Source organism: Streptomyces uncialis, assembly GCF_001905345.1.
Lineage (GTDB): Bacteria > Actinomycetota > Actinomycetes > Streptomycetales > Streptomycetaceae > Streptomyces > Streptomyces uncialis.
In genome coordinates this window covers 1-20715 of the sequence record NZ_LFBV01000013.1, presented here as the reverse complement: position 1 = coordinate 20715, position 20715 = coordinate 1, and the positions used below count along the sequence as shown (strand labels likewise).

At 72.9% G+C, this 20715-nt stretch carries 20 protein-coding genes and 1 pseudogene; 13 read left to right on the top strand and 8 right to left on the bottom strand.

The window, feature by feature from the left end:
- Positions 1 to 62: 62 nt before the first annotated feature.
- Positions 63 to 941, bottom strand: a complete 879-nt coding sequence (locus tag AB852_RS36405; RefSeq protein WP_245877059.1) for a hypothetical protein — start codon at positions 939 to 941, stop codon at positions 63 to 65.
- 212 nt (positions 942 to 1153) lie between these two features.
- On the opposite strand from AB852_RS36405, the gene AB852_RS36400 reads away from it, so the two are divergent.
- From AB852_RS36400 to AB852_RS36390, 3 genes are read left to right on the top strand one after another with little or no spacing between them, the layout of a single operon-like run.
- Positions 1154 to 1831 (top strand): ABC transporter permease, encoded by a 678-nt coding sequence (locus AB852_RS36400; protein ID WP_073795680.1) that lies wholly within the window; start codon positions 1154 to 1156, stop codon positions 1829 to 1831.
- A 25-nt stretch (positions 1832 to 1856) separates the two neighbouring features.
- Positions 1857 to 2534: an ABC transporter permease gene (locus AB852_RS36395; protein WP_073795678.1), complete on the top strand. Its 678-nt coding sequence runs from the start codon at positions 1857 to 1859 to the stop codon at positions 2532 to 2534.
- Entirely contained in the window at positions 2531 to 3478 is a 948-nt protein-coding gene (locus AB852_RS36390; protein WP_073795676.1) for an ABC transporter substrate-binding protein, read from the top strand. The genes AB852_RS36395 and AB852_RS36390 overlap by 4 nt, the downstream gene beginning before the upstream one ends.
- Before the next feature lie 259 nt (positions 3479 to 3737).
- Here the strand turns inward: AB852_RS36390 and AB852_RS36385 are convergent, their stop codons facing one another.
- Genes AB852_RS36385 through AB852_RS36370 form a run of 4 tightly spaced genes read right to left on the bottom strand, consistent with a single transcriptional unit; the run spans position 3738 to position 7854 of the window.
- Positions 3738 to 4901: an ABC transporter ATP-binding protein gene (locus AB852_RS36385; RefSeq protein WP_073795674.1), complete on the bottom strand. Its 1164-nt coding sequence runs from the start codon at positions 4899 to 4901 to the stop codon at positions 3738 to 3740.
- A 9-nt stretch (positions 4902 to 4910) separates the two neighbouring features.
- Positions 4911 to 5603: a LutC/YkgG family protein gene (locus AB852_RS36380; protein ID WP_073795903.1), complete on the bottom strand. Its 693-nt coding sequence runs from the start codon at positions 5601 to 5603 to the stop codon at positions 4911 to 4913.
- Positions 5600 to 7102 carry a lactate utilization protein B gene (locus AB852_RS36375; RefSeq protein WP_073795672.1) on the bottom strand — a complete coding sequence of 501 codons (1503 nt, stop codon included), beginning with the start codon at positions 7100 to 7102 and terminating at the stop codon, positions 5600 to 5602. Before AB852_RS36375 ends, AB852_RS36380 begins: the two co-directional genes overlap by 4 nt.
- Positions 7099 to 7854: a (Fe-S)-binding protein gene (locus AB852_RS36370; protein ID WP_073795669.1), complete on the bottom strand. Its 756-nt coding sequence runs from the start codon at positions 7852 to 7854 to the stop codon at positions 7099 to 7101. Before AB852_RS36370 ends, AB852_RS36375 begins: the two co-directional genes overlap by 4 nt.
- A gap of 182 nt (positions 7855 to 8036) precedes the next feature.
- Here AB852_RS36370 and AB852_RS36365 point away from each other — a divergent pair, with 182 nt between their 5' ends.
- The 9 genes from AB852_RS36365 (at position 8037) to AB852_RS36325 (ending at position 17648) form a co-directional block, all read left to right on the top strand.
- Positions 8037 to 9044: a LacI family DNA-binding transcriptional regulator gene (locus AB852_RS36365; RefSeq protein WP_073795667.1), complete on the top strand. Its 1008-nt coding sequence runs from the start codon at positions 8037 to 8039 to the stop codon at positions 9042 to 9044.
- Positions 9045 to 9224: 180 nt separating this feature from the next.
- A complete protein-coding gene (locus AB852_RS36360; RefSeq protein ID WP_073795664.1) occupies positions 9225 to 10526 on the top strand; it encodes an alpha/beta fold hydrolase in 1302 nt (433 codons plus the stop codon).
- A 345-nt stretch (positions 10527 to 10871) separates the two neighbouring features.
- The gene (locus AB852_RS36355; RefSeq protein ID WP_073795662.1) at positions 10872 to 11312 is read left to right on the top strand and encodes a hypothetical protein; all 441 of its coding nucleotides are present in this window, start codon (positions 10872 to 10874) and stop codon (positions 11310 to 11312) included.
- A gap of 162 nt (positions 11313 to 11474) precedes the next feature.
- Positions 11475 to 12110, top strand: coding sequence for a helix-turn-helix domain-containing protein (locus AB852_RS36350; protein ID WP_073795659.1), 636 nt, complete (start codon positions 11475 to 11477; stop codon positions 12108 to 12110).
- 315 nt (positions 12111 to 12425) lie between these two features.
- Positions 12426 to 14015, top strand: coding sequence for an ABC transporter substrate-binding protein (locus AB852_RS36345; protein ID WP_073795656.1), 1590 nt, complete (start codon positions 12426 to 12428; stop codon positions 14013 to 14015).
- Positions 14016 to 14068: 53 nt separating this feature from the next.
- On the top strand, positions 14069 to 15034 hold the full coding sequence (locus AB852_RS36340; RefSeq protein ID WP_073795653.1) for an ABC transporter permease: 966 nt from the start codon (positions 14069 to 14071) through the stop codon (positions 15032 to 15034).
- Positions 15027 to 15896: an ABC transporter permease gene (locus AB852_RS36335; protein ID WP_073795650.1), complete on the top strand. Its 870-nt coding sequence runs from the start codon at positions 15027 to 15029 to the stop codon at positions 15894 to 15896. Before AB852_RS36340 ends, AB852_RS36335 begins: the two co-directional genes overlap by 8 nt.
- Positions 15893 to 16987, top strand: a complete 1095-nt coding sequence (locus AB852_RS36330) for an ABC transporter ATP-binding protein (protein WP_425444214.1) — start codon at positions 15893 to 15895, stop codon at positions 16985 to 16987. The genes AB852_RS36335 and AB852_RS36330 overlap by 4 nt, the downstream gene beginning before the upstream one ends.
- On the top strand, positions 16980 to 17648 hold the full coding sequence (locus AB852_RS36325; protein WP_073795647.1) for an ABC transporter ATP-binding protein: 669 nt from the start codon (positions 16980 to 16982) through the stop codon (positions 17646 to 17648). Before AB852_RS36330 ends, AB852_RS36325 begins: the two co-directional genes overlap by 8 nt.
- Positions 17649 to 17833: 185 nt before the next feature.
- Here AB852_RS36325 and AB852_RS36320 read toward each other — a convergent pair whose 3' ends face one another.
- The 3 genes from AB852_RS36320 to AB852_RS36310 are packed head-to-tail and all read right to left on the bottom strand — an operon-like array spanning position 17834 to position 19305.
- Entirely contained in the window at positions 17834 to 18454 is a 621-nt protein-coding gene (locus AB852_RS36320) for a dihydrofolate reductase family protein (protein ID WP_073795645.1), read from the bottom strand.
- A complete protein-coding gene (locus AB852_RS36315) occupies positions 18454 to 18960 on the bottom strand; it encodes an SRPBCC family protein (RefSeq protein WP_073795642.1) in 507 nt (168 codons plus the stop codon). Before AB852_RS36315 ends, AB852_RS36320 begins: the two co-directional genes overlap by 1 nt.
- 3 nt (positions 18961 to 18963) lie before the next feature.
- Entirely contained in the window at positions 18964 to 19305 is a 342-nt protein-coding gene (locus AB852_RS36310) for an ArsR/SmtB family transcription factor (RefSeq protein WP_073795640.1), read from the bottom strand.
- A 218-nt stretch (positions 19306 to 19523) separates the two neighbouring features.
- Here AB852_RS36310 and AB852_RS36305 point away from each other — a divergent pair.
- A pseudogene (locus tag AB852_RS36305) lies at positions 19524 to 20564 on the top strand (MFS transporter); the annotation flags it as partial.
- Between the last annotated feature and the right edge of the window lie 151 nt (positions 20565 to 20715).

Genomic DNA, 20715 nt, shown 5'->3' with positions numbered 1-20715 from the left:
GTGGTGAGGCGGTCGGTGAGCGCACCCGTGTGGCCGATGTCGGAGCCCGCCCGCCGTGGACGTCAGCCGCGCAGTGACGCCGCGTCACCCATCACCACGACCGGCCGCAGCCGGGGGTCCAGCGCGCGCAGCAGCTCCCGCATCCGGCCGCGCGGCAGCGACACACAGCCCTTGGTGGGGCCGCCGTGGTCCACATGGAGCCAGATCCCGCTGCCCTTGTCCGCGCCCAGCGGCCGGGTCTTGTCGAGCGGCGACGTACCGGGCACCCGGTTGTAGTCGATCGCCAGGACGTAGTCGAAGGAGCCTTCCAGCGACTCGTCGAGGTAGCCCGTGCCGGAGTCGCCGAACTCGATGTCCTGGTCGTACGGCAGCGCGGTGCCCGGGTCGGGCAACAGCCCGCCCGCGTCACCGAGGCCGAACACCCCGATCGGGCTGCGCAGATCGCCCGCCCGGTGGTCGTCCGTCCAGCCGCGCAGCGCGTTGTGCGCGGGCCAGGGTCCGGCCACGGTGCGCCAGACGCCCTGGGCGCCCTGCTGGTGCAGCGCGGCCGTGCCCGCGCTGGAGTCCCGTCCGGCGCCGGTCACCACGAGGGCCTGCCGGGTACGGGCCGGAATCCGGGCCCGGGTCCCCGGCCCGAGCCCGGGGACCGCCGCGACCTCACCGGCCGTGCCCGGCCCGGGGCGCCCCTCGATCGGGGGCCGGGCCGACGGGCCCGTCGCACTGCCCGCCTTGGCGTTCAACGGGGCCGGACCACCGCCCCCGGCCCGTCCGGACCCGGCCCCGGCGGAGCAGCCGGTGAGCAGCAGGGCACCGCACGAGAGCGCGGCCAGCGCGGAACGGGTGGCACGGACGGTACGAGCGGTACCGGTGGAACGGGAGGTCCGGGCGACGGTCCGGACGGCAGGGCGGGTCCGGAACGTCCGGGTGGGGCTCGCGGGCACGGGAGGGGGCCTTTCGACGACGAGGAGCGGGGCTCGGGGCGGCGCGCGGACGGATTCCGGGGCACCGGTGTGACATCTGTGCCCGGCCCCGGCGCAAACCCCGCATTCCGTTGGGCCGACCCGGCGCCGTTCACCACCCCCGAGTGGCCCGGGAGCCCCCGGACGGCCCACCCCGACGGGCGACCCCGCGGCCGCGCCGCTGGAATGGGCAGATGACCCCGCCGGACGACTGCCTCGCCCGCAACGACTGGATCTGCGGCGAGTACCTGACGACCAGGAGCCATATCCTCACCGACGCGACCGTCCAGCACCTCCAGCTCACCTTCCTCGCGGTGCTGATCGCCCTGGTCGTCGCCGTCCCGCTGGCCGTCGCCGCACGGCGCTGGCGCTGGGCCTCGGGGCCCGTCCTCGCCGTCACCACCGTCCTCTACACCATCCCGTCGCTGGCGATGTTCTCCCTGCTGCTGCCCGCGTACGGGCTGTCCGCGTCCCTGGTGGTCGCCGGACTCGTCCTCTACTCGCTGACGCTGCTCGTCCGGAACATCCTCGTCGGCCTGCGCGGCGTCCCCGAGGAGACCCGGCAGGCCGCCCGCGGCCTCGGCTACGGACCGGTCCGGCTGCTGCTCACCGTGGAACTCCCGCTCGCCCTGCCCGCCTCGATGGCGGGACTGCGGATCGCGACCGTCTCCGCGGTGTCCCTGGTGACCGTCGGCGCCATCGTCGGCTTCGGCGGCCTCGGCAATCTGATCTACGCGGGGATGAATACCTACTTCAAGGCCCAGGTCCTCACCGCGTCCGTGCTCTGCGTCGTCATCGCGGTCGCGGCCGACCTCCTGCTCCTCGGCGTCCAGCGGCTGCTGACCCCCTGGACCCGGGCCGCCCGCGCATGAGCGCCGACCAGGGGAGGCGGCGGCCCTGACCACCCTCACCGACGCCTGGCAGTGGCTCGCCGACCCCGCCCACTGGTCCGGGGACGACGGCGTCTGGCACCGGCTGCTCCAGCACTTCCTGCTGACCGTCGTCTGCCTCGTCATCAGCTGTCTGATCGCCCTGCCCGTCGCCCTGGTCCTCGGCCATCTCGGCAAGGGCGGCGCGCTCGCCGTCAACATCTCCAACGTCGGCCGGGCCGTCCCCACCTTCGCCGTCCTCGTCCTGCTGCTGCTCACCCCGGTCGGCGAGTACGGGGAGGGCCCGACCGTGATCGCCCTGGTGCTGTTCGCGGTACCGCCGCTGCTCACCAACGCCTACGTCGGGATGCGCGGCGTCGACCAGGACGTCGTGCGGGCCGCCCGCGGCATGGGGATGACGGGACGGCAGGTCCTGCTGCGGGTCGAGCTGCCGCTCGCCTCGCCGATGGTGCTCAGCGGGGTCCGGATCGCCGCCGTCCAGCTCGTCGCCACCGCGACCATCGCCGCGCTCGCGGGCGGCGGCGGACTCGGACGGATCATCACCGCCGGGTTCAACCTCGCCAGCACCCCGCAGGTCGTCGCGGGCGCCGTCCTCGTCGCCGTGTTCGCGCTGCTGGTGGAAGGCGTCTTCGAGGCCGTGGAACGGCTGGCGCCGAACCGGGCCCGCGCCGGGCGCGGCGGATGAACCGCCGCGCGGCCCCCGCCGCCGTCCTCGCCCTGCTCTGCCTCACCGCCGGCGGCTGCGCCGGCGGACCGTCCCTGGAGACCCGGGACGCGGTGGCCGCCTCACCCGGCGACAACAAGAACCTCGTCGTCGGCTCGGCGGGCTTCACCGAGAGCGACGTCCTCGCCCAGATGTACGCCCTGCTGCTCAAGCACGCGGGCTACTCCACCCGGACGCTCACCGTCGCCAACCGCGAGCTGTACGAACCGGCCCTGGAGTCCGGACAGATCGATGTCGTCCCGGAGTACGCCGCCACCTTCGCCGACTGGCTCAACGCCAAGGCGAACGGCCCCGACGCCCCGCCCGCCGGGTCCCCCGATCTGACGACCACCATGGACAATCTGCGCCGTCTCGCCACGCCCCGGGGGCTCACCGTCCTCGATCCGGGCCGCGCCGTGGACCAGAACGCGTTCGCGGTGGCCGCGTCGTACGCGCGCGAGCACCGGCTGAAGACCCTCAGCGACCTCGGGCGGTCGGGGCTGAAGGTGCGGCTCGCCGCCGGGGACGAGTGCGTGAAGCGGCCGTACTGCGAGCCCGGCCTCAAGAAGGTGTACGGGATCGACATCACCGGTATCGACCCCAAGGGCGTCGGCACCACCCAGGCCAAGAAGGCCGTGCAGTCCGGGCAGGACCAGATGGTCCTCACCACCACGACCGACGCGACGCTCGCCCAGTTCGGGCTGGTCATCCTCGCCGACGACAAGCACCTCCAGAACGCCGACTACATCGTGCCCGTCGTCAACCGCTCGCGCGCGGGCGGGGCGGGGCCGACCAAGGCCCTCGACAAGCTGAACAAGGTCCTCACCACGGCCGATCTGGCCTCCCTCAACCAGCAGATCGACAGCTGGCGCAGACTCCCGCAGGACGTGGCCCGCACCTACCTAGAGGACAAGGGCCTCCTCTGACCTGCTGCGGACGCGCCCCGAAAGGAGCGCGGGGAACCGCGCACCCACGAACGGCCCGCACGGGGACAGGTACGTCCAGGGGCGCGACCCCAGGGGCGCGGGGAACTGCGCGAGCAACCACGGGCGACCCGCACCCGAGCGGCGACAACGAGGGTCGCGACCCCAGGGGCGCGGGGAACCGCGCACCCACGAACGGCCCCGCCGGAACAAGCCCGTCCAGGTGGGAAGGCCTGGGGGCGGGCACGAGCCAGGGTGACCCTCAGACGTCGGACACCGAGTCGAACGAGACCTCGTCCCGCGCGACCCCTTGCGCGTCCGCGTCGACCGACCGCCGCAACGCCTCGTGCAACTTCGCCGGGGTGAGCACCCCCAGGAACCGGGCCCCGTCGATCACCGCCACCCAGCCCGCGTCGTGCTGGAGCATCACCCCGAACGCCTGCTTCAGCGGGGCACCCACCGGCACCCACGCGTTCATCCGGTGCGCCAGGTCCCCGACCGTCGCGCCGGGCCCCGCCAGCGCCAGCTCGTCCACGCCGACCCAGCCGTGCAGATCCCCGTCCGTGTCCAGCACCACACCCCAGCGGGCGTCCTCGCCGCGCAGCCGCCCGGCGGCCCGCCCGGCCGGTTCACCGGTGCGGACGACCACGGGCTGCTCCAGGTCGTCCGGTTCGATCGCCGTCACCGACAGCCGCTTCAGACCCCGGTCCGCGCCCACGAACTCCGCGACGTACGGGGTGGCGGGGGTCCCGAGGACCGCGCCCGGGGTGTCGAACTGCTCGATGCGGCCCTGCCCGTACACCGCGATGCGGTCACCGAGCCGGACCGCCTCCTCGATGTCGTGCGTGACCAGCAGCACCGTCTTGCGCACGGCGTCCTGCATCCGCAGGAACTCGTCCTGCAACTGCTCCCGCACCACGGGGTCCACCGCGCCGAACGGCTCGTCCATCAGCAGCACCGGCGGGTCGGCGGCGAGCGCGCGGGCCACCCCCACCCGCTGCCGCTGGCCGCCGGACAGCTGCTCGGGATAGCGGGAGCCGAACAGCGCGGGGTCCAGGCCCACCAGGTCCAGCAGTTCGGCGGCCCGCTCCCGGGCCCGTGTCCTCTTCCAGCCCATCAGGGTGGGGACGGTCGCCGTGTTGTCGAGGACGGTCCGGTGCGGGAACAGTCCCACCTGCTGGATGACGTACCCGATACGGCGGCGCAGCTTGACCGGGTCGACGGTGGAGATGTCCTCGCCGTCGATCAGGATGCGGCCGGAGGTCGGTTCGATGAGCCGGTTGACCATCATCATCGTGGTCGTCTTGCCGCACCCCGAGGGACCCACCAGGGTCACCAGCTCGCCCTCACGCACCTCGAACGACAGATCGTCCACGGCCGTCGTCCCGTCCGGGTAGCGCTTGCCGACCTGCTCGAACCGGATCATTCCCCCACGCTAACCGGGTCCGTCACCACCCGCACACGCGTGGCCGTCCCCGCTCAGCAGCACCACCTCCAGGGTGCGCGGACCGTGCACCCCCTCCACCCGGTCGAGTTCGATGTCGCTGGTCGCCGACGGACCCGAGATCCAGGTCTGCGGCCGGCGCGGGTCCAGCCGCTCGATCGCCTGCGGCACCGAGCAGACCACCTGGTCCGGCACCCGCACGACGCAGATGTGGTGGTCGGGGATCAGGGTGATCCGGCGGCGGCCCTGTTCCGGCCCGCCGTCCAGGACGATCGTGCCGGTCTCGGCGATCGCCAGCGCGCAGCCCGTGACGACGCTCCCCACCCGGTCCAGCCTGCGCGCGGTGAGAGCCGCCCGGTCGTGGACACGGACCGGATCGGCCGCCGACAGCCAGTACGGCGGCAGCGCGGGCGGCACCAGCATCTCGTCGGGGCCCTGTTCGGACAGCAGCCGCATCAGCAGTTCCGGCAGCCCCTCGTCATCCGTCCGGTGGACGAGCGCCCGGTACTCCGTCAGACGCGCGGCGAGCAGGTCCACGGACTCTTCAGGGGTGCGCTCGCCATGGACGCGCAGATAGTCCCGTACCCCGTCGTAGGCGACAGGGCCGTCCGGCCCGGGGGAGGCGCCGGACCCGTCCGCGAGCGCCCGCCGGACCCGGCCGAGGACGACCTCCCTGCCGTTCACGACCGCTCCTCCCGCCCGCTTCCGCCCGCGCTGTCGCGGCCGCCCGAGGTACGCCGCCACCAGTCGCGGAACGACTCCTCGGGGACCTCCGGCAGATCACGGTCCGCGCTCCACGCCCGGCCCGGACCCGGCAGCCTGCGCGGATGCAGCCGCCGGGTCCGGGAGAGCAGCCGCTGACCGGCGGCCAGCGCCGCGGGACGGGTGAACACCCAGCCCGCCGCGCGCATCGCGGCCCGCTGCGCCGCGTGCCCCCGCGCGGGCCGCAGCACGACCCGGGTGCCCCGGCGCACCGCCGGACCGCCCTCGACCACGCGTTCACGCAGCCGTACCAGTACCTCCGGGATGTCGATCGCGACGGGACACACGTCGTAGCAGGCCCCGCACAGCGACGAGGCGTACGGCAGCGACGCGTCCACGGCGCTCCCGGTGCCCCGCAGCTGCGGGCTGAGGATCGCGCCGATCGGACCCGGGTACACCGACCCGTAGGCGTGACCGCCCGCCCGTTCGTACACCGGGCAGACGTTGAGGCAGGCCGAACAGCGGATGCAGCGCAGCGCCTGACGGCCCACCTCGTCGGCGAGGGTGTCGGTGCGGCCGTTGTCGAGCAGCACCAGATGGAACGCGGACGGCCCGTCGGTGTCCGTCACCCCGGTCCACATCGAGGTGTACGGGTTCATCCGCTCGGCAGTCGACGAGCGGGGCAGGGTCTGGAGGAACACTTCCAGGTCCCGCCAGGCCGGTACCACCTTCTCGATGCCGACCACCGAGATCAGCGTCTCGGGCAGGGTCAGACACATCCGGCCGTTGCCCTCCGACTCCACGACGACCATGGTTCCCGTCTCCGCGACCATGAAGTTCGCCCCGGACACCCCCACCTTCGCCCGCAGGAACTTCTCCCGCAGATGCAGCCGGGCCGCCTCCGCCAGCTCGGCGGGCGCGTCCGTCAGCCCGTCCGGCGCGGGACGCCCCCAGTCGCCCATCGCGGACGCGAGGACGTCCCGGATCTCCGCCCGGTTGAGATGGATCGCGGGGACGAGGATGTGCGAGGGCCGGTCGTCGGCGAGCTGCACGATCAGCTCGGCCAGATCCGTCTCGTAGGCGCGGATGCCCTCGGCCGCCAGCGCCTCGTTCAGCCCGATCTCCTGGGTCGCCATCGACTTGACCTTCACGACCTCGCGTTCACCGGTCGCCTTCACCAGCTCGGTGACGATCCGGTTGGCCTCGGCGGCGTCGGCGGCCCAGTGCACGGTCCCGCCCGCCGCCGTCACCGACTCCTCCAGCCGGAGCAGATAGTGGTCGAGATGGCGCAGGGTGTGGTCCTTGATCTGCTTCCCCGCCTCCCGCAGCCGCGCCCAGTCGGAGAGTTCCGCGACGGCGCGGGCGCGCTTGTCGCGGATGGTGTGGGTGGCGTGCCGGAGATTGCCGCGCAGGGTCGTGTCCCGCAGGGCGTCCCGCGCGGCGTCCGGGAACGCGGGCATCCCGAGGGGGGTGGCGCTCATCGCCGTACCCCTTCCCGGGTGCTCGCCAGGATCTCCGCGATATGGACCGGCCGCATCCGTGACCCCTGTCTGCCGAGCAGCCCGCCGAGATGCAGCAGACACGAGTTGTCGGCGGCGCACAGCACCTCGGCGCCGGTGCCCTCCGCGCTGCGTACCTTGTCGGTGCCCATGGCCACCGACACCCCGGGATTCTTCACCGCGAACGTGCCGCCGAACCCGCAGCACTCCTCGGCGCCCGGCAGCTCCACCAGCTCCAGCCCCCGGACCGCGCGCAGCAGCCGCAGCGGCCGGTCCCCGAGCCGCAGCGAACGCAGCCCGTGACACGTCGGGTGGTACGTCACGGTGTGCGGGTACCAGGCACCCACGTCCGTCACCCCCAGTACGTCGACCAGGAACTCCGTCAGCTCGTACGTCTTGTCCGCGAGCGGTGCCAGGGCCGTCGCGAGAGCGTCGCCCCGGCCCTCCGCGCGGGCCCGCTCACCCAGCCGCGGATACATCTCCCGCACCATCGCCGCGCAGGACCCGGACGGGGTGACGACCGCGTCGTGGTCGCGGAACACCTCCGCGAGCCGCCGGGCGATCGGCTCGGTCCCGCGCCGGTACCCGGTGTTGTACTGGGGCTGCCCGCAGCAGGTCTGCCCCAGGGGGAAGTCCACGTCCACCCCCAGCCCGGCCAGCAGTTTCACCACGGCCCGCCCGGTGCCCGGGTAGAGCGTGTCGTTGACGCAGGTCAGGAACAGGGCGACACGCATCGCGGGTTCCTCCTTCGGCGATCACCGGACGGTCCGCACCCTACGCCGACCCGCCCCGCCGGGGGAGAGCCCCGGCCCCGGGCCGCACCGGCCGTCCGGACCGGGGCCCCGCGGCGGCATAACCTGACACGCTCGGGCCCGACACGGGCCGCCGTGCGGCAGGACGGGAGCACCGGGCATCCATGGTCGGCATCAAGGACGTGGCCAGAGCGGCCGGAGTGTCCGTGGGGACCGTGTCGAATGTGATCAACCGTCCCGACCTGGTCTCCGAGGAGACCAGGAACCGGGTCCGGTCCGTCATCGAGGAGCTCGGTTTCGTCCGCAGCGAGTCCGCCCGCCAGCTGCGGGCCGGCCGCAGCCGGATGATGGCGCTGCTGGTCCTGGACCTGGGCAACCCGTTCTTCGTGGACGTGGCGCGGGGCGCCGAACGCGCGGCGCGGGCCGCCGGGCTCGGGGTGATGGTCTGCGACAGCGCGCAGAGCGCCGCCGAGGAGGCCGAGTACCTGGGGCTGTTCGCGGAGCAGCGGGTGCGCGGGGTGCTGCTGACCCCGGCGGACGCCACCGGCGCCAACATCGCGGCGTTCCGGCGCCACGGCATCCCGTTCGTCCTGGTCGACCGGGTCTCCGAGGGCACCACGGAGTGCTCGGTGTCCGTGGACCATGTGGCCGGGGCGGCGCTCGCCGTACGCCATCTGACCGGGACCGGGCACCGGCACATCGCGTACGTCAGCGGTCCGCAGGAACTGCACCAGGTCCGCGACCGCCGGGAGGGCGCCCGGCTGGCGCTCACCGAGGCCGGTCTGTCCCCGGACGCGCTGCGGGAACTGCCCACCCAGCGGCTGGACGTGGCGGCGGGCCGGGACGCCGGAGCCCGGCTGCTGGCTCTCGCGGAGCGGCCCACGGCGGTGTTCTGCGCCAACGACCTGCTGGCCCTCGGGGTCCTCCAGGCGGTGTTCGCGGCGGGCACCCGGGTCCCTGGCGAACTGGCGATCGTCGGCTACGACGACATCGAGTTCGCGTCGGCCGCGGCCGTCCCCCTCACCTCGGTACGCCAGCCCGCCGCCGAGATGGGCGCGCTCGCCGCGGGACTGCTGCTGGAGGAGACGGACTCCTCGGCGTCCCACCGGCACCGCCGGGTGGTGCTCCCGCCGGAACTGGTGGTCCGCGACTCCACCCGGAGGCCGGTGTAGCGGCGTCCCGTCCGGACCGGGCGGAACACGGGAACCGGGACGCGCGAGCCCCGGCGGGATCCGGACGAAAGGCCGCCCGGCGGCCCCGGACCCCCGGTGCGCCCCGGGCGGCGGGACGTACCGGCCCCTGTGGTCAACTGGGCGCACAAGCCCCCATACCGATCACCGCAGGAGGACCCCGTGCCGCTTTCCTACCGCCAGCCGGGCGTCGTTTTCACGGACCACCACTTCTCGGTCCCGCTGGACCACGACGCCCCCTCCGGTGAGCAGATCGAACTCTTCGCCCGGGAGGCCGTGGCGCCGGGCAAGGACCCGGAGCAACTGCCGTGGCTGGTCTACCTCCAGGGCGGCCCCGGCTTCGGCGCCAACCGCTTCGCGGGCAGCGGCGCGTGGCTGCCCCGGGCGCTGAAGGAGTTCCGGGTCCTGCTGCTCGACCAGCGCGGTACGGGCCGCTCCACCCCGGCGACCCGGCAGACGCTGCCCCTGCGGGGCGGCCCCCGCGAACAGGCCGACCATCTGGCGCTGCTGCGCTCGGACTCGATCGTCCGCGACTGCGAGGCCATCCGCCCGGCCCTCACCGGCGGCGCCCCCTGGACCGTCCTGGGCCAGAGCTTCGGCGGCTTCTGCGCCACCCGCTATCTGTCGTCCGCGCCCGAGGGGCTGGCCGCCGCCCTGATCACCGGCGGTCTGCCGTCGCTCGACGGTCACGCCGACGACGTGTACCGGGCGGCGTACCCCCGTATCGCGCGCAAGGTCGCCGCGCACTACGCCCGCTACCCGATGGACGTCGAGCGGGCCTGGCGGATCGCCGCGCATCTGCGCGAGCACGAGGTCGTCACGGACGGCGGCTACCGCCTCACCGTGGAGGCGTTCCAGTCGCTCGGCATCCTCCTCGGCGGCGGGGACGGCAGCCACCGGCTGCACTATCTGCTGGAGGACGCCTTCGTCCGCACCCCGTCGGGCCCCGCGCTCGCGGACGCCTTCCTCGCGGAGGTCCACGGACTCCTGTCGCACGCCGGGCACCCCCTGTACGCGCTCGTGCACGAGTCCATCTACGCCCAGGACCACCGCCCGACCGCGTGGTCGGCCGAGCGGGTCCGTGCCGAGTTCCCGGCCTTCGACGCGGAGCGCGCCCTGACCGGCGACGGCCCGCTGCTGTTCACCGGCGAGACGGTGCACCCGTGGATGTTCGACGCGGACCCCGCGCTGCGCCCGCTGCGCGAGGCCGCCGACCTGCTGGCCGCCCGTACCGACTGGGCCCCGCTGTACGACGCCGACAGCCTCGCCCGCAACGAGGTGCCGGTCGCCGCGGCCGTCTACCACGACGACATGTACGTGGACACCGCGCACTCCCTCGCCACGGCGGGGACCGTACGGGGGCTGCGCACCTGGGTGACCGACGAGTTCGAGCACGACGGGGTGCGGGCCGGGGGCGACCGGGTCCTGGACCGACTGCTCGCACTGGTCCGCGACGAGGTCTGAGCCCGCCCGCCCCGCCCTTCGGCGGCCCCGGCCTCCCTGCCCTTCGGCGGCCCGGCCTCCCCGGTCCGGAGGGGGCCGGGACCCCCGTGGCGGCGGGGGTGCGCGGGGTGCCGTCCGGAGCGGACCGCCGTGACGGTTCGTCAGGGTGGCCGCGCTGCGTCGCAGGTCGGTCCGCCGGGGGTTCCCGAAGAGGCGCCGGAAACCCCTTCCGAGGACAAAACTGCTGGTCCAGACCACATCGGCGGTGCGTCACGGGTAGGACACGAAGCGTTGGGCTCTAGTGCCGCGCGGTCCATTCCCCTCAAGAATGTCCTTCCACAGCACCGTTATCGTGGGGGCACCGTCATGCGCACCAGGTCCGCTCTTCTCACCATCGCCACTCTGTCGGCGGCACTCGTCGCCTGTGGCACCGAAGGCGGGGGGACCGTCGAGAGCGGATCCAGCACCGCCGCCCAGGCCGGGAGCTCGGCGCCGGCCGGCACCACCAAGGCGTCGCTTCCCGTGCCCGGTCCGGACGGCAGGTACGAGCAGACCTGGAAGCGGGCCACCGCGGACACCACCTGCGACCAGTTCCGCCAGCAGATGACCCCCGAGGAGCGCTGGGTGATGGCCGCCGAGGTCCTCACCGACGAACGGGGCGACGGCGCCGAGGCGCCCGCGCAACAGGAGATCAGCCGCTTCGAGACCGATCTCAATGTCGCCTGTCAGGACACCTCGACCGCCGAGAGCGTGATGACCGAGGTCGGCTCCACGCTCTATCTGCTGGACCAGACCTACAAGCCCTGACGGTCGATGCCGCGCGCCGGTGACACCCCGGCGCGCACGAACCCGTGCGGCCCTCCCCACCGGCCGCGCGGACCCGCGGCCCCCGCGTCTCCCGGTCCGCTCCCCGGCGGGCCGGGCACCGCGTCATTTGACAAATCTCCTTGCCGAAACTGCACTGAACCCGTGACCGATGACCAGCGCCCCGAGCCCGCCCAGGACGAGGACCGTACCGGCGACGTACTGGCGGGGGTCGGCCCCCGGCTGCGCACCCTGCGCAAGGAACGCGGATCGACCCTCGCGGAACTGTCCGCCGCGACGGGCATCAGCGTGAGCACCCTGTCCCGGCTGGAGTCCGGGCAGCGCAAGCCCAGCCTGGAACTGCTGCTGCCCATCGCCCGCGCGCACCAGGTCCCGCTGGACGAACTCGTCGGCGCCCCGCCCGTCGGCGACCCCCGCATCCGGGCCAAGCCCATCCACCGCGGCGGCCGCACCATGTTCCCGCTGACCCGTCAGCCCGGCGGCCTCCAGGCGTACAAGGTCGTCGAACCGGCCCGCTCCCCGGACCCCGAGCCGCGCACCCACGAGGGCTACGAATGGCTGTACGTGCTGTCCGGGCGGCTGCGGCTGGTGCTCGGTGAGCACGATGTGGTGCTCACCGCCGGGGAGGCCGCCGAGTTCGACACCCGGCTGCCGCACTGGTTCGGCTCCACGGGCGAGGGCCCGGTGGAGTTCCTGAGCCTGTTCGGACCGCAGGGCGAGCGGATGCACGTACGCGCCAGGCCCACCCGCCCCCGCGCCGACACCGACCCCGACGACTGACCCGGACGACTGACCCGGACGGCCGACCCGGACGGCCGACCCGGACGGCCGACCCCACGGCCGCGACCGGCCTCTTCCGTGCCCGCGCCCCACCCGGTCCACCGGCTGTGAGTTCCCCCACACGCCCGCCGTCACCAGCGGGAACCTTCCCGGCGCACCGGCCCGCCACGGCCCTCCGCCCGCCCCGGAGGGCAGCCCGTCGTACGGGACCCACTCCTGACACGCCCATTACCTGGTGCATAATGCACAACTGCGAACGAGTGGCAACAACTTCTGATCTTCAACGACTCAGAGAACCTTTAGGGGTGGAGCGGCATGAGGGCCCGATCGATACGTGGTACGGGCACCGTGGCGGTCGTCGCCGCGATAGCGGTGGCCGCGACGGCCTGTTCGGCACCCGGCGGCGGCGACAGCGGGAACGCGGACTCCGCGGTCGTCGGCATCGGCTACGAACCCGAGAGCCTGAGCCCCTTGCTCGGCTTCGGCAAGGACGGCAACTCCAAGATCTTCGACGGACTGCTGACGCACGACGCGCAGATGAACCTGCGCCCCGCGCTCGCCGCCGAACTCCCGAAGGTCGGCGACGACGGCCTCACCTACACGTACACCCTCCGTGAGGGTGTGAAGTTCAGCGACGGCAAGCCGTTCACCGCCAAGGACGTCGTCTTCACCTACCGCACCATCCTCGACGCGAAGACGAACAACGCGTCCAAGGGCGAACTCGACGCCCTGAAGACCGTCACCGCCGAGGGCGACCACTCCGTGGTGTTCCGCCTCAAGTACCCCTACGCGCCCTTCGCCGAGCGGACCGTCCTGCCCATCGCCCCCGAGCACGTCGCGGGCGGCCAGGACGTCAACACCGGCGCCTTCACCACCAAGCCCATCGGTACCGGCCCCTACAAGCTGGTCAGCTGGTCCAAGGGCGAGAAGCTCGTCTTCGAGGCGAACCCCGGCCACTGGGGCGACGCCCCGAAGGTCAAGAACTTCACCATGGCCGTCATCAAGGACGACGACGTACGCGCCACCCGGCTGCGCTCCGGTGACCTCGACGGCGCGATCCTCCCGCCGAACCTCGCGGAGACCTTCGCCAAGGACAAGGACCGCAAGACCCACGCGGCCAAGACCTTCGACTACCGCGTCGTCACCCTCCCCACCGGCAACAAGGTCGCCGGGGACACCGCCGTACGCCGCGCCCTCGACATCGCCGTCGACCGGGGCGCCATGGTCGACTCGATCCTCAACGGCGCGGGCAAGGAGGCGTACGGCCCCGTCCCCACCGACAGCGAGTGGTTCACCGAGGGCACCGAGCGCACCCACGACCTCGACCGGGCGAAGAAGATCCTCGACGACGCCGGATGGAAGCCCGGCTCCGACGGCGTCCGTGAGAAGGACGGCGTCCGCGCCTCCTTCCCGCTCTGGTACGTCTCCGGCGACAAGCTCCGCCAGGACCACGCCCTCGCCTACGCCTCCGACGCCAAGAAGGCCGGCGTCGAGATCAAGGTCCAGGCCGGCACCTGGGAGGTCATCGAGCCCCGGATGCCCAAGGACGCCGTCCTCGCGGGCGGCGGCTCCCCGGCCGACCCCGACTTCGACCAGTACACCCTGCTGAAGTCCGACCTCGCGGGCGACGGCTTCAACAACATGGCCTGGTACGACAACCCGGCCGTCGACAAGGCCCTCGACGACGCCCGGCGCAGCGGCGACAAGGCCGAACGCGCCGCCGCCTACGACACCGTCCAGCGCGAACTGGTGAAGAACCCCGGCTACACCTTCCTCACCCACATCGACCACCTGTACGTCGTCGACGACCGCTACGGCACCCTCACCACCCAGGTCGAGCCGCACGACCACGGCCTCGCCTCCGGGCCCTGGTGGAACGTCGAGGACTGGCAGCCCGCCAAGTGAGGCGAGCCGCCGCCGGCGGCCCCCGCACCGGACGGGGGCTGCCCTGGGGACCCATGGCCCGGCTCGCCGGACGCCGGGCGCTGTTCGCCGTGCCCATCCTGCTCGCGGTGACCTTCGGCGTCTTCGCGATCGCCGCCGCCTCCCCCTTCGACCCGGTCAAGGCGTACGCGGGCACCGCCGGACTCACCGCCTCGCAGGAGAACCTCGACCAGCTCCGCGCCAACCTCGGCGCCGACCGCCCCTTCACCGCCCGCTGGTGGGACTGGCTCACCGCCGCCGTCGGCGGTGATCTCGGGGACTCCTCCGTGATGCGCCAGCCCGTCGCCGACGTCATCACCGAACGCATCGGCTGGTCCGTCCTCCTCGCCACCACCGCGTTCGCCCTGGCGATCCTGCTCGGCACCCTCCTCGGCGTCCTCGCCGCCCGCCGCCGCGGCGGGATCGTCGACCGCGCGGTCACCTCCCTCGCGTACACCCTGGAAGCCGCCCCGCCGTTCTGGCTCGGCCTGCTCGCCGTCTGGCTGTTCGCCCTCAAACTCGGGGTGCTCCCGGCCGGCGGACTCACCGACACCGGCAGCAGCGTCATCACCGCCGGACAGGTCGCGAGCCATCTGATCCTGCCCGCCGCCGTCCTCGGGATCTCCCAGCTGCCCTGGTTCGCGCTCTACGTACGCCAGGGCGTCGGCGACGCCCTCGACGAGGACCCCGTACGCGGCGCCCGCGCCCGCGGCCTCGCCCCCCGGACCGTCCTCGTCGGCCACGCCCTGCGCTCCGGGATGCTGCCCGTGCTGACCCTCGTCGGCTCCCGCGTCCCCGAACTCATCACCGGCGCCCTCCTCGTGGAGACCGTCTTCAGCTGGCCCGGCATCGCCGCCGCCACCGTCGAGGCCGCCACCTCCGTCGACTTCCCGCTGCTCGCCGCGCTCACCGTCCTCGCCACCGCCGCCGTCCTGCTCGGCAACCTGCTCGCCGACCTGCTGTACGGACTCGCCGACCCGAGAGTGGGCTTCGATGGCTGACACCACCCTCTGGACCTCCCGCGGCGGCACCCGCCGCTCCACCCGCACCTGGCGCATACGGTCCTCCGCCGTCGTCGTCGCCGTCGTCGTGCTCGCGGTCCTCCTCGTCCCGCCGCTCGTCCAGCTCGACGAACAGGCCGTGAACCTCGCGGCGAAACTCCAGCCCCCGTCCTGGGAGCACCCCTTCGGCACCGACGACGTCGGGCGCGACCTGCTGCTGCGCTGCGTCTACGGACTGCGGGTCTCCCTGCTCGTCGGCCTGGTCGCCGCGGTCGTCGCCACCGTCATCGGCACCGCCGTGGGCACCGCCGCCGCCGTGTTCGGCGGCTGGGTCGACCGGCTCGTCATGCGCCTCGTCGACGCCTTCGCGTCCGTCCCGCATCTGCTGCTCGGCATCTTCATCGTCGCGATGTTCCGCCCCGGGGTCTGGCCCGTCGTCTTCTCCGTCGCCCTCACCCACTGGCTGTCCACCGCCCGGATCGTCCGCGCCGAAGTGCTGTCGCTGCGCTCCCGCCCCTATATCGACGCCGCGATATCCGGCGGCGCCTCACGCCGCCGGGTCGCCGTACGCCACCTGGTCCCCGGCGTCCTGCCGCAGGCCGGACTCGCCGCCGTGCTGATGGTGCCGCACGCCATCTGGCACGAGTCCGCGCTGTCCTTCCTCGGCCTCGGCCTGCCCACCCACCAGGCCAGCCTCGGCACCCTGGTGCAGAGCGCCCGCGGCTCCCTCCTCGCGGGCGACTGGTGGCCCACCCTCTTCCCCGGGCTCTTCATCATCGTCCCGACGCTCGCCGTCGCCGGACTCGCCGGAGCCTGGCGCGAACGCCTCAACCCACGACGCCGATCGGAGCTGATGCTGTGAGCAGCGCAACGCGCGGCGCACCGGACCGCCCGGCCGCCCCCGGCACGGAAGCCGCCCGCTCGCAGGCTCCTCGTACGGCAGCCGACGGGCCGCGCGGTCCGGTGCCCGGCACGGCACCCGGCGCCGAGTCACCCGTGCTGTCCGTCCGGGGGCTGTCCGTCCGGTTCCGGATGCGGGGCACCACCTACGTCAGCGCCGTCACCGACGCCGGATTCGACCTCGCGCGCGGTGAATGCCTCGCCCTCGTCGGGGAGAGCGGCTGCGGCAAGTCCGTCCTCGCCTCCGCGCTGCTCGGACTGCTCCCCGCCAACGCCCAGACCGCGGGCTCCGCCGTCCTCGCCGACGGCACCGACCTGCTCACCGCCGACGAGGCAACCCTGGCCCGGAGCGTACGGGGCCGCCGCGTCGCCCTCGTCCCGCAGAGCCCCGCCGCCCACCTCACCCCCGTCCGCACGGTCCGCTCCCAGCTGGAGGAGACCCTCCGCGAGGTCACCGCCACCCGGCGGCCCGAGCTGCGCGCCGCCGCCGAGGACGCCGCCGAACGCGCCGCGTTCCCCGCCGACCACCTCGACCGCTACCCCCATGAACTCTCCGGCGGCCTCGCCCAGCGCGCCGCCACCGCCCTCGCGCTCGTCGGGAACGCCCCGCTGCTGCTCGCCGACGAACCCACCACCGGCCTCGACCGCCCGCTGGTCGACCGCACCGTCGACGAACTGCGCCGCCACACCGGCGAGGACCGCGCCCTGCTCCTCATCACCCATGACCTCGCCGCCGCGGAACGCGTCGCCGACCGGGTCGCCGTGATGTACGCGGGCCGGATCGTGGAGATCCAGGACGCGCCCGGCTTCTTCGGCGCGCGCGGGCCCCGCCACCCCTACGCCCACGGGCTGCTGAACGCCCTGCCCGAACGGGCCTTCACCGCCATCCCCGGGATGCCGCCGGAGCTGTCCGCGCTGCCCGGGGGCTGCGCCTTCGCCGAACGCTGCGACCGGGCCACCGGGCTCTGCGGGACGCTGCCCGTGTTCGACGGGGTCGCCTGTCATCATCCCCTGCCCCGGCAGGCCACCGCCCGGGAGGTCAGCGGTGCTTGAACTCCGTTCCGTCACCGCCGGATACGACCGCCGTGCGCCCGTCGTCCGGGGGATGGGTCTCACCATCGAGGCGGGCGGCTCCGTCGGCCTGCTCGGTCCCAGCGGCTGCGGCAAGTCGACCCTCGCGCGGGTCGCCGCGCTGCTGCACCGGCCCTACGCGGGCGAGGTGATCCTCGACGGGGTGCCCGTCGCGGGCTGGCGTCACCACGCGCCGCGGGCCCAGCGCACCGCGATCGGTGTGGTCTTCCAGCAGCCCCGATTGTCCGCCGACCCCCGGCTGCGGATCGCCGACATCATCGCGGAACCCCTGCGGGCGACCGGCCGCGGCGCCGAGGCGCGGTCCCGGACCGAGGAACTGGCCCAGGCCGTCGGGCTCGGCGGTGACCTGCTGGGACGGCGGCCCCATGAGGTGAGCGACGGGCAGTTGCAGCGGGCCTGTGTCGCGCGGGCGCTGGTGCTGCGGCCGCGGTTGCTCATCTGCGACGAGATGACGGCGATGCTCGACGCGTCGACGACCGCGGCGCTCGTCGGGGTGGTCGAGGAGTACCGGGCGCGGAGCGGGGCGGCGCTGCTTGCCGTCGGGCACGACCGGGTGCTGCTGGAACGCTGGTGCGCACGTACGGTCGCGTGGCCGGACCTCACGGCGCCGTCCCCGCGGTGACGGGCCGCCCTCGGCCCGCGCCCCTGGGTTCCCCCACCTGAGCGCACTTGTCCCTGCGGGCGCCGGACGGGGGTGCGCAGTTCCCCGCGCCCCTGGGGTTGCTGTGCTGGGTGTACTTGTTCCTGCGCGGGTCGGACGGGGGTGCGCAGTTCCCCGCGCCCCTGGGGTTGCTGCCGTCGGGACAGTTACCGCTTCCGGACGGTGTAGGTCAGGTGCGTCACCCTCAGGGAGGGCTCCGCGCGGACCTGTTCCAGGGCCACGCGCCCGGCGTCCACGCCCTCGAACAGGCGGATTCCGGAGCCGAACAGCACGGGTGAGAGCGCGATCGAGAACTCGTCGATCAGGCCGGCGTTCACGTACTCCAGGATCGTTGCGCCGCCGCCCGAGATGCGGACGTCCCGGTCGCCGGCGGCCTCGCGGGCCTGGTCGAGGGCGGACTCGATGCCGTCGTTGACGAAGTGGAAGGTGGTCCCGCCGGGCCGCTCCCAGGGGTCACGCTTCTCGTGCGTCACGACGAAGACCGGCGTGTGGAACGGCGCCTCCTCCGGCCACATCCGCTCGCCGGCATCGAACATGCGCTTGCCCATCACGCTCGCGCCGGTGCGCTCGAACGTCTCCCGCACGATGTCGTTGTCACGCCCCTCCTTGCCGCCCTCGCCCAGCTTCAGGTTCTCCCGGAAGAACCGCAGCGGGAAGATCCACCGCTGGAGCTCCACCCACTGCTGCCCCATCAATTCCTCGGAGGACTCGGGCGCGATGAAACCGTCCAGCGACATCGACACGCTGAAGAACACCTTCCCGGCCATCAGCCCTCAACCCCCTTCCGAACGATCTCGGTGACGTACGCGGCCAGGTTGCTCAGGGTCTGCCGGCCGCTCTCGATCGCGTGGTACTTCTCGACCGCCTCGTCGCGCTGCTCCTTGGTGGGGAACACCGCGTGCATCTCGATCCGGGTCGCCGCACCGTCGGGCGTGAACGTCAGGACCGACTCGAAGGCGTTCGGGTCGTCGCGGGACTCACCGTGGAGCATCGCGATCCGTTCCGGCGGGGCGAGCTCGGTCCAGGTGATCCACTCGCTGTAGTCCGTCCCGTCCGGTCCGTGCATCACGAAGTCCCACTCTCCGCCGACGCGGAACTCGAACGCCCGCGTGGTGGTGGTGAACCCTTCCGGTCCCCACCACCGCGACAGGTGCTGCACCTCGGTGAACGCCTCGAACACCAGCTCCCGTGGGGCGTCGATGATCCGGGAGACGACGATCTCGCGGTCGGCTGTCGCCGACCGCGCCGGCGTTCCTTGTTCTTTCGTGCTCATCAGCTACTCCGCATTCCTTGTCTGCTTCAGGTCCTGCACGTAGGCGTCCAGTCGGTCGAAGCTCTCGTTCCAGAACTGCTCGAAACCGCCGGTCCACTCATGGACGGGCCGCAGCCCGTCGGCGTCAAGGCCGTACAGGCGCTGCTTGCCTGCCTTGCGGTCGTGCACCAGCCCGACCTCCCGGAGCACCCGCAGGTGTTTGGACGCCCCCGGCTGGGTGATCCCCAGCTCCTGGGCCAACTCGGTCACCGACCGCTCACCCGCCCGCAGCAGTACCAGGATCTCCCGGCGCTGCGGCTCGGCGATCGCGTTGAAGACGTCCGACGTCGTCGCTGCTCGTGCCATGGGGCAATCGTATGCCGATATCGGCATGCGTCAAGTGGAAAGGAATCAGTCCGGCCGTGCCGGAGCTCGCCGAACCGGCCGCCATCGTCGAACAGTCCGGCTGCCCCACCTGTGAAGCGCCCGCGGGAAGCACCTGCCGCACCCGCGGCCGCGAGGTCGCCCCGAAGCAGGGGTCTCGAACGCTAGGCTCAGGTCGAGGTTCGGGATGTCCACAACATCTGGTGGCCGACCGGTTCGGGCCACGCCGGGTCGCTGTCGTCAGCGACGCGGTCCGCTGCGCGGTCGTCCTCGCCGCCGCCGTGGCAGTCATGCTGGCGTCCCCGAGCGTGTGGCTCCTGGTCACGGTCGCGTTGATCTTCGGAGTGGTCGACGCGGTATTCATGCCGGCGGTGGGCGCGCTCCCGCCGCGTATCACGGCACCTGACCAGCTCGCCCGGGTCCAGGGGATGCGCGGATTATCCATCCGGCTGAGCAACGCCGTCGGACCACTCCTGGCGGGAACCGTACTGGTGATCGGCGGCGCGGCCGGCGCTTTCACAGCCGCTGGAGTCCTCTTCGCTCTCTCGCTCGTCACTCTGCTCACCGTGCGGATCACTCCTTCCGCGGAGGTACCCCAGCGCGCCTCCGCCTGGCGTGAACTGGGTGACGGTCTGCGATACGTCCGTCGGCACCGGATGCTCGCCCCGCTGGTCACCGTGATCGGGCTGAGCGAGATGTGCTTCAGCGGTCCCGTCGCCACCGGCCTGGTGCTCCTGGCCGAAGAACGCGGCTGGGGCGCCTCGGGCATGGGATGGATCGCGAGCGCGTTCAGCGTCGGAGCCGCGGCCTCAGCGTTGCTGCTCACCGTCTCGACCCGGATACCGCGCGCCGGGCTGGTGATGTGCGGCGCGTTGCTCGCCACCGCTGCGGGAGCGGTCGCCTTGGGGCACGCGGCCTCACTGCCCATCGCCGTCATGTTCGGTTCCTTGATCGGACTGACCAGCGGGTTCACGACCACCCTCACTGGTGCCCTGATTCAGACGGAGACAGACCCCCGCTACCTCGGACGGGTCGTCTCGGTCACCACTCTGTGCACGCTGGGCCTCGCTCCCGTGCTCTTCCCGGCCGTCGGCATCACGGTGGCCCTGTGGGGAGCGGACATGTTCTTCATCGGATGTGGCGCGATCTGCCTGCTGGCCGCAGCGCTCGGCCTGTCGGTCCCCGTGATCCGGCACGCCGAACTCCACCCGTCCAGTTCTGCCTCGCCGGCAGGCGGCTGAGGGGACCGGCAGGGTTCGCGTCCAACCGTTCGTCGGCCGATGCCTCACGTCAGGCCCGCACAGGTAGAGGTGCGTCAAGGCGGGGAACCCTAGACGAGTCATTCCGAATGATCAGTGGTCGTAGGCGATCAGTGATCGTGTGACCGGCTGG

Bases quoted from the DNA above. Each gene is read 5' to 3' on its own strand.
- AB852_RS36335 (WP_073795650.1), top strand. From the start codon at position 15,027: ATGGCTGACACCACCCTCTGGACCTCCCGCGGCGGCACCCGCCGCTCC.
- AB852_RS36390 (WP_073795676.1), top strand. From the start codon at position 2,531: ATGAACCGCCGCGCGGCCCCCGCCGCCGTCCTCGCCCTGCTCTGCCTC.
- AB852_RS36355 (WP_073795662.1), top strand. From the start codon at position 10,872: ATGCGCACCAGGTCCGCTCTTCTCACCATCGCCACTCTGTCGGCGGCA.
- AB852_RS36345 (WP_073795656.1), top strand. From the start codon at position 12,426: ATGAGGGCCCGATCGATACGTGGTACGGGCACCGTGGCGGTCGTCGCC.
- AB852_RS36400 (WP_073795680.1), top strand. From the start codon at position 1,154: ATGACCCCGCCGGACGACTGCCTCGCCCGCAACGACTGGATCTGCGGC.
- AB852_RS36365 (WP_073795667.1), top strand. From the start codon at position 8,037: ATGGTCGGCATCAAGGACGTGGCCAGAGCGGCCGGAGTGTCCGTGGGG.
- AB852_RS36340 (WP_073795653.1), top strand. From the start codon at position 14,069: ATGGCCCGGCTCGCCGGACGCCGGGCGCTGTTCGCCGTGCCCATCCTG.
- AB852_RS36310 (WP_073795640.1), bottom strand. From the start codon at position 19,305: ATGGCACGAGCAGCGACGACGTCGGACGTCTTCAACGCGATCGCCGAG.
- AB852_RS36320 (WP_073795645.1), bottom strand. From the start codon at position 18,454: ATGGCCGGGAAGGTGTTCTTCAGCGTGTCGATGTCGCTGGACGGTTTC.
- AB852_RS36375 (WP_073795672.1), bottom strand. From the start codon at position 7,102: ATGAGCGCCACCCCCCTCGGGATGCCCGCGTTCCCGGACGCCGCGCGG.
- AB852_RS36370 (WP_073795669.1), bottom strand. From the start codon at position 7,854: ATGCGTGTCGCCCTGTTCCTGACCTGCGTCAACGACACGCTCTACCCG.
- AB852_RS36385 (WP_073795674.1), bottom strand. From the start codon at position 4,901: ATGATCCGGTTCGAGCAGGTCGGCAAGCGCTACCCGGACGGGACGACG.
- AB852_RS36315 (WP_073795642.1), bottom strand. From the start codon at position 18,960: ATGAGCACGAAAGAACAAGGAACGCCGGCGCGGTCGGCGACAGCCGAC.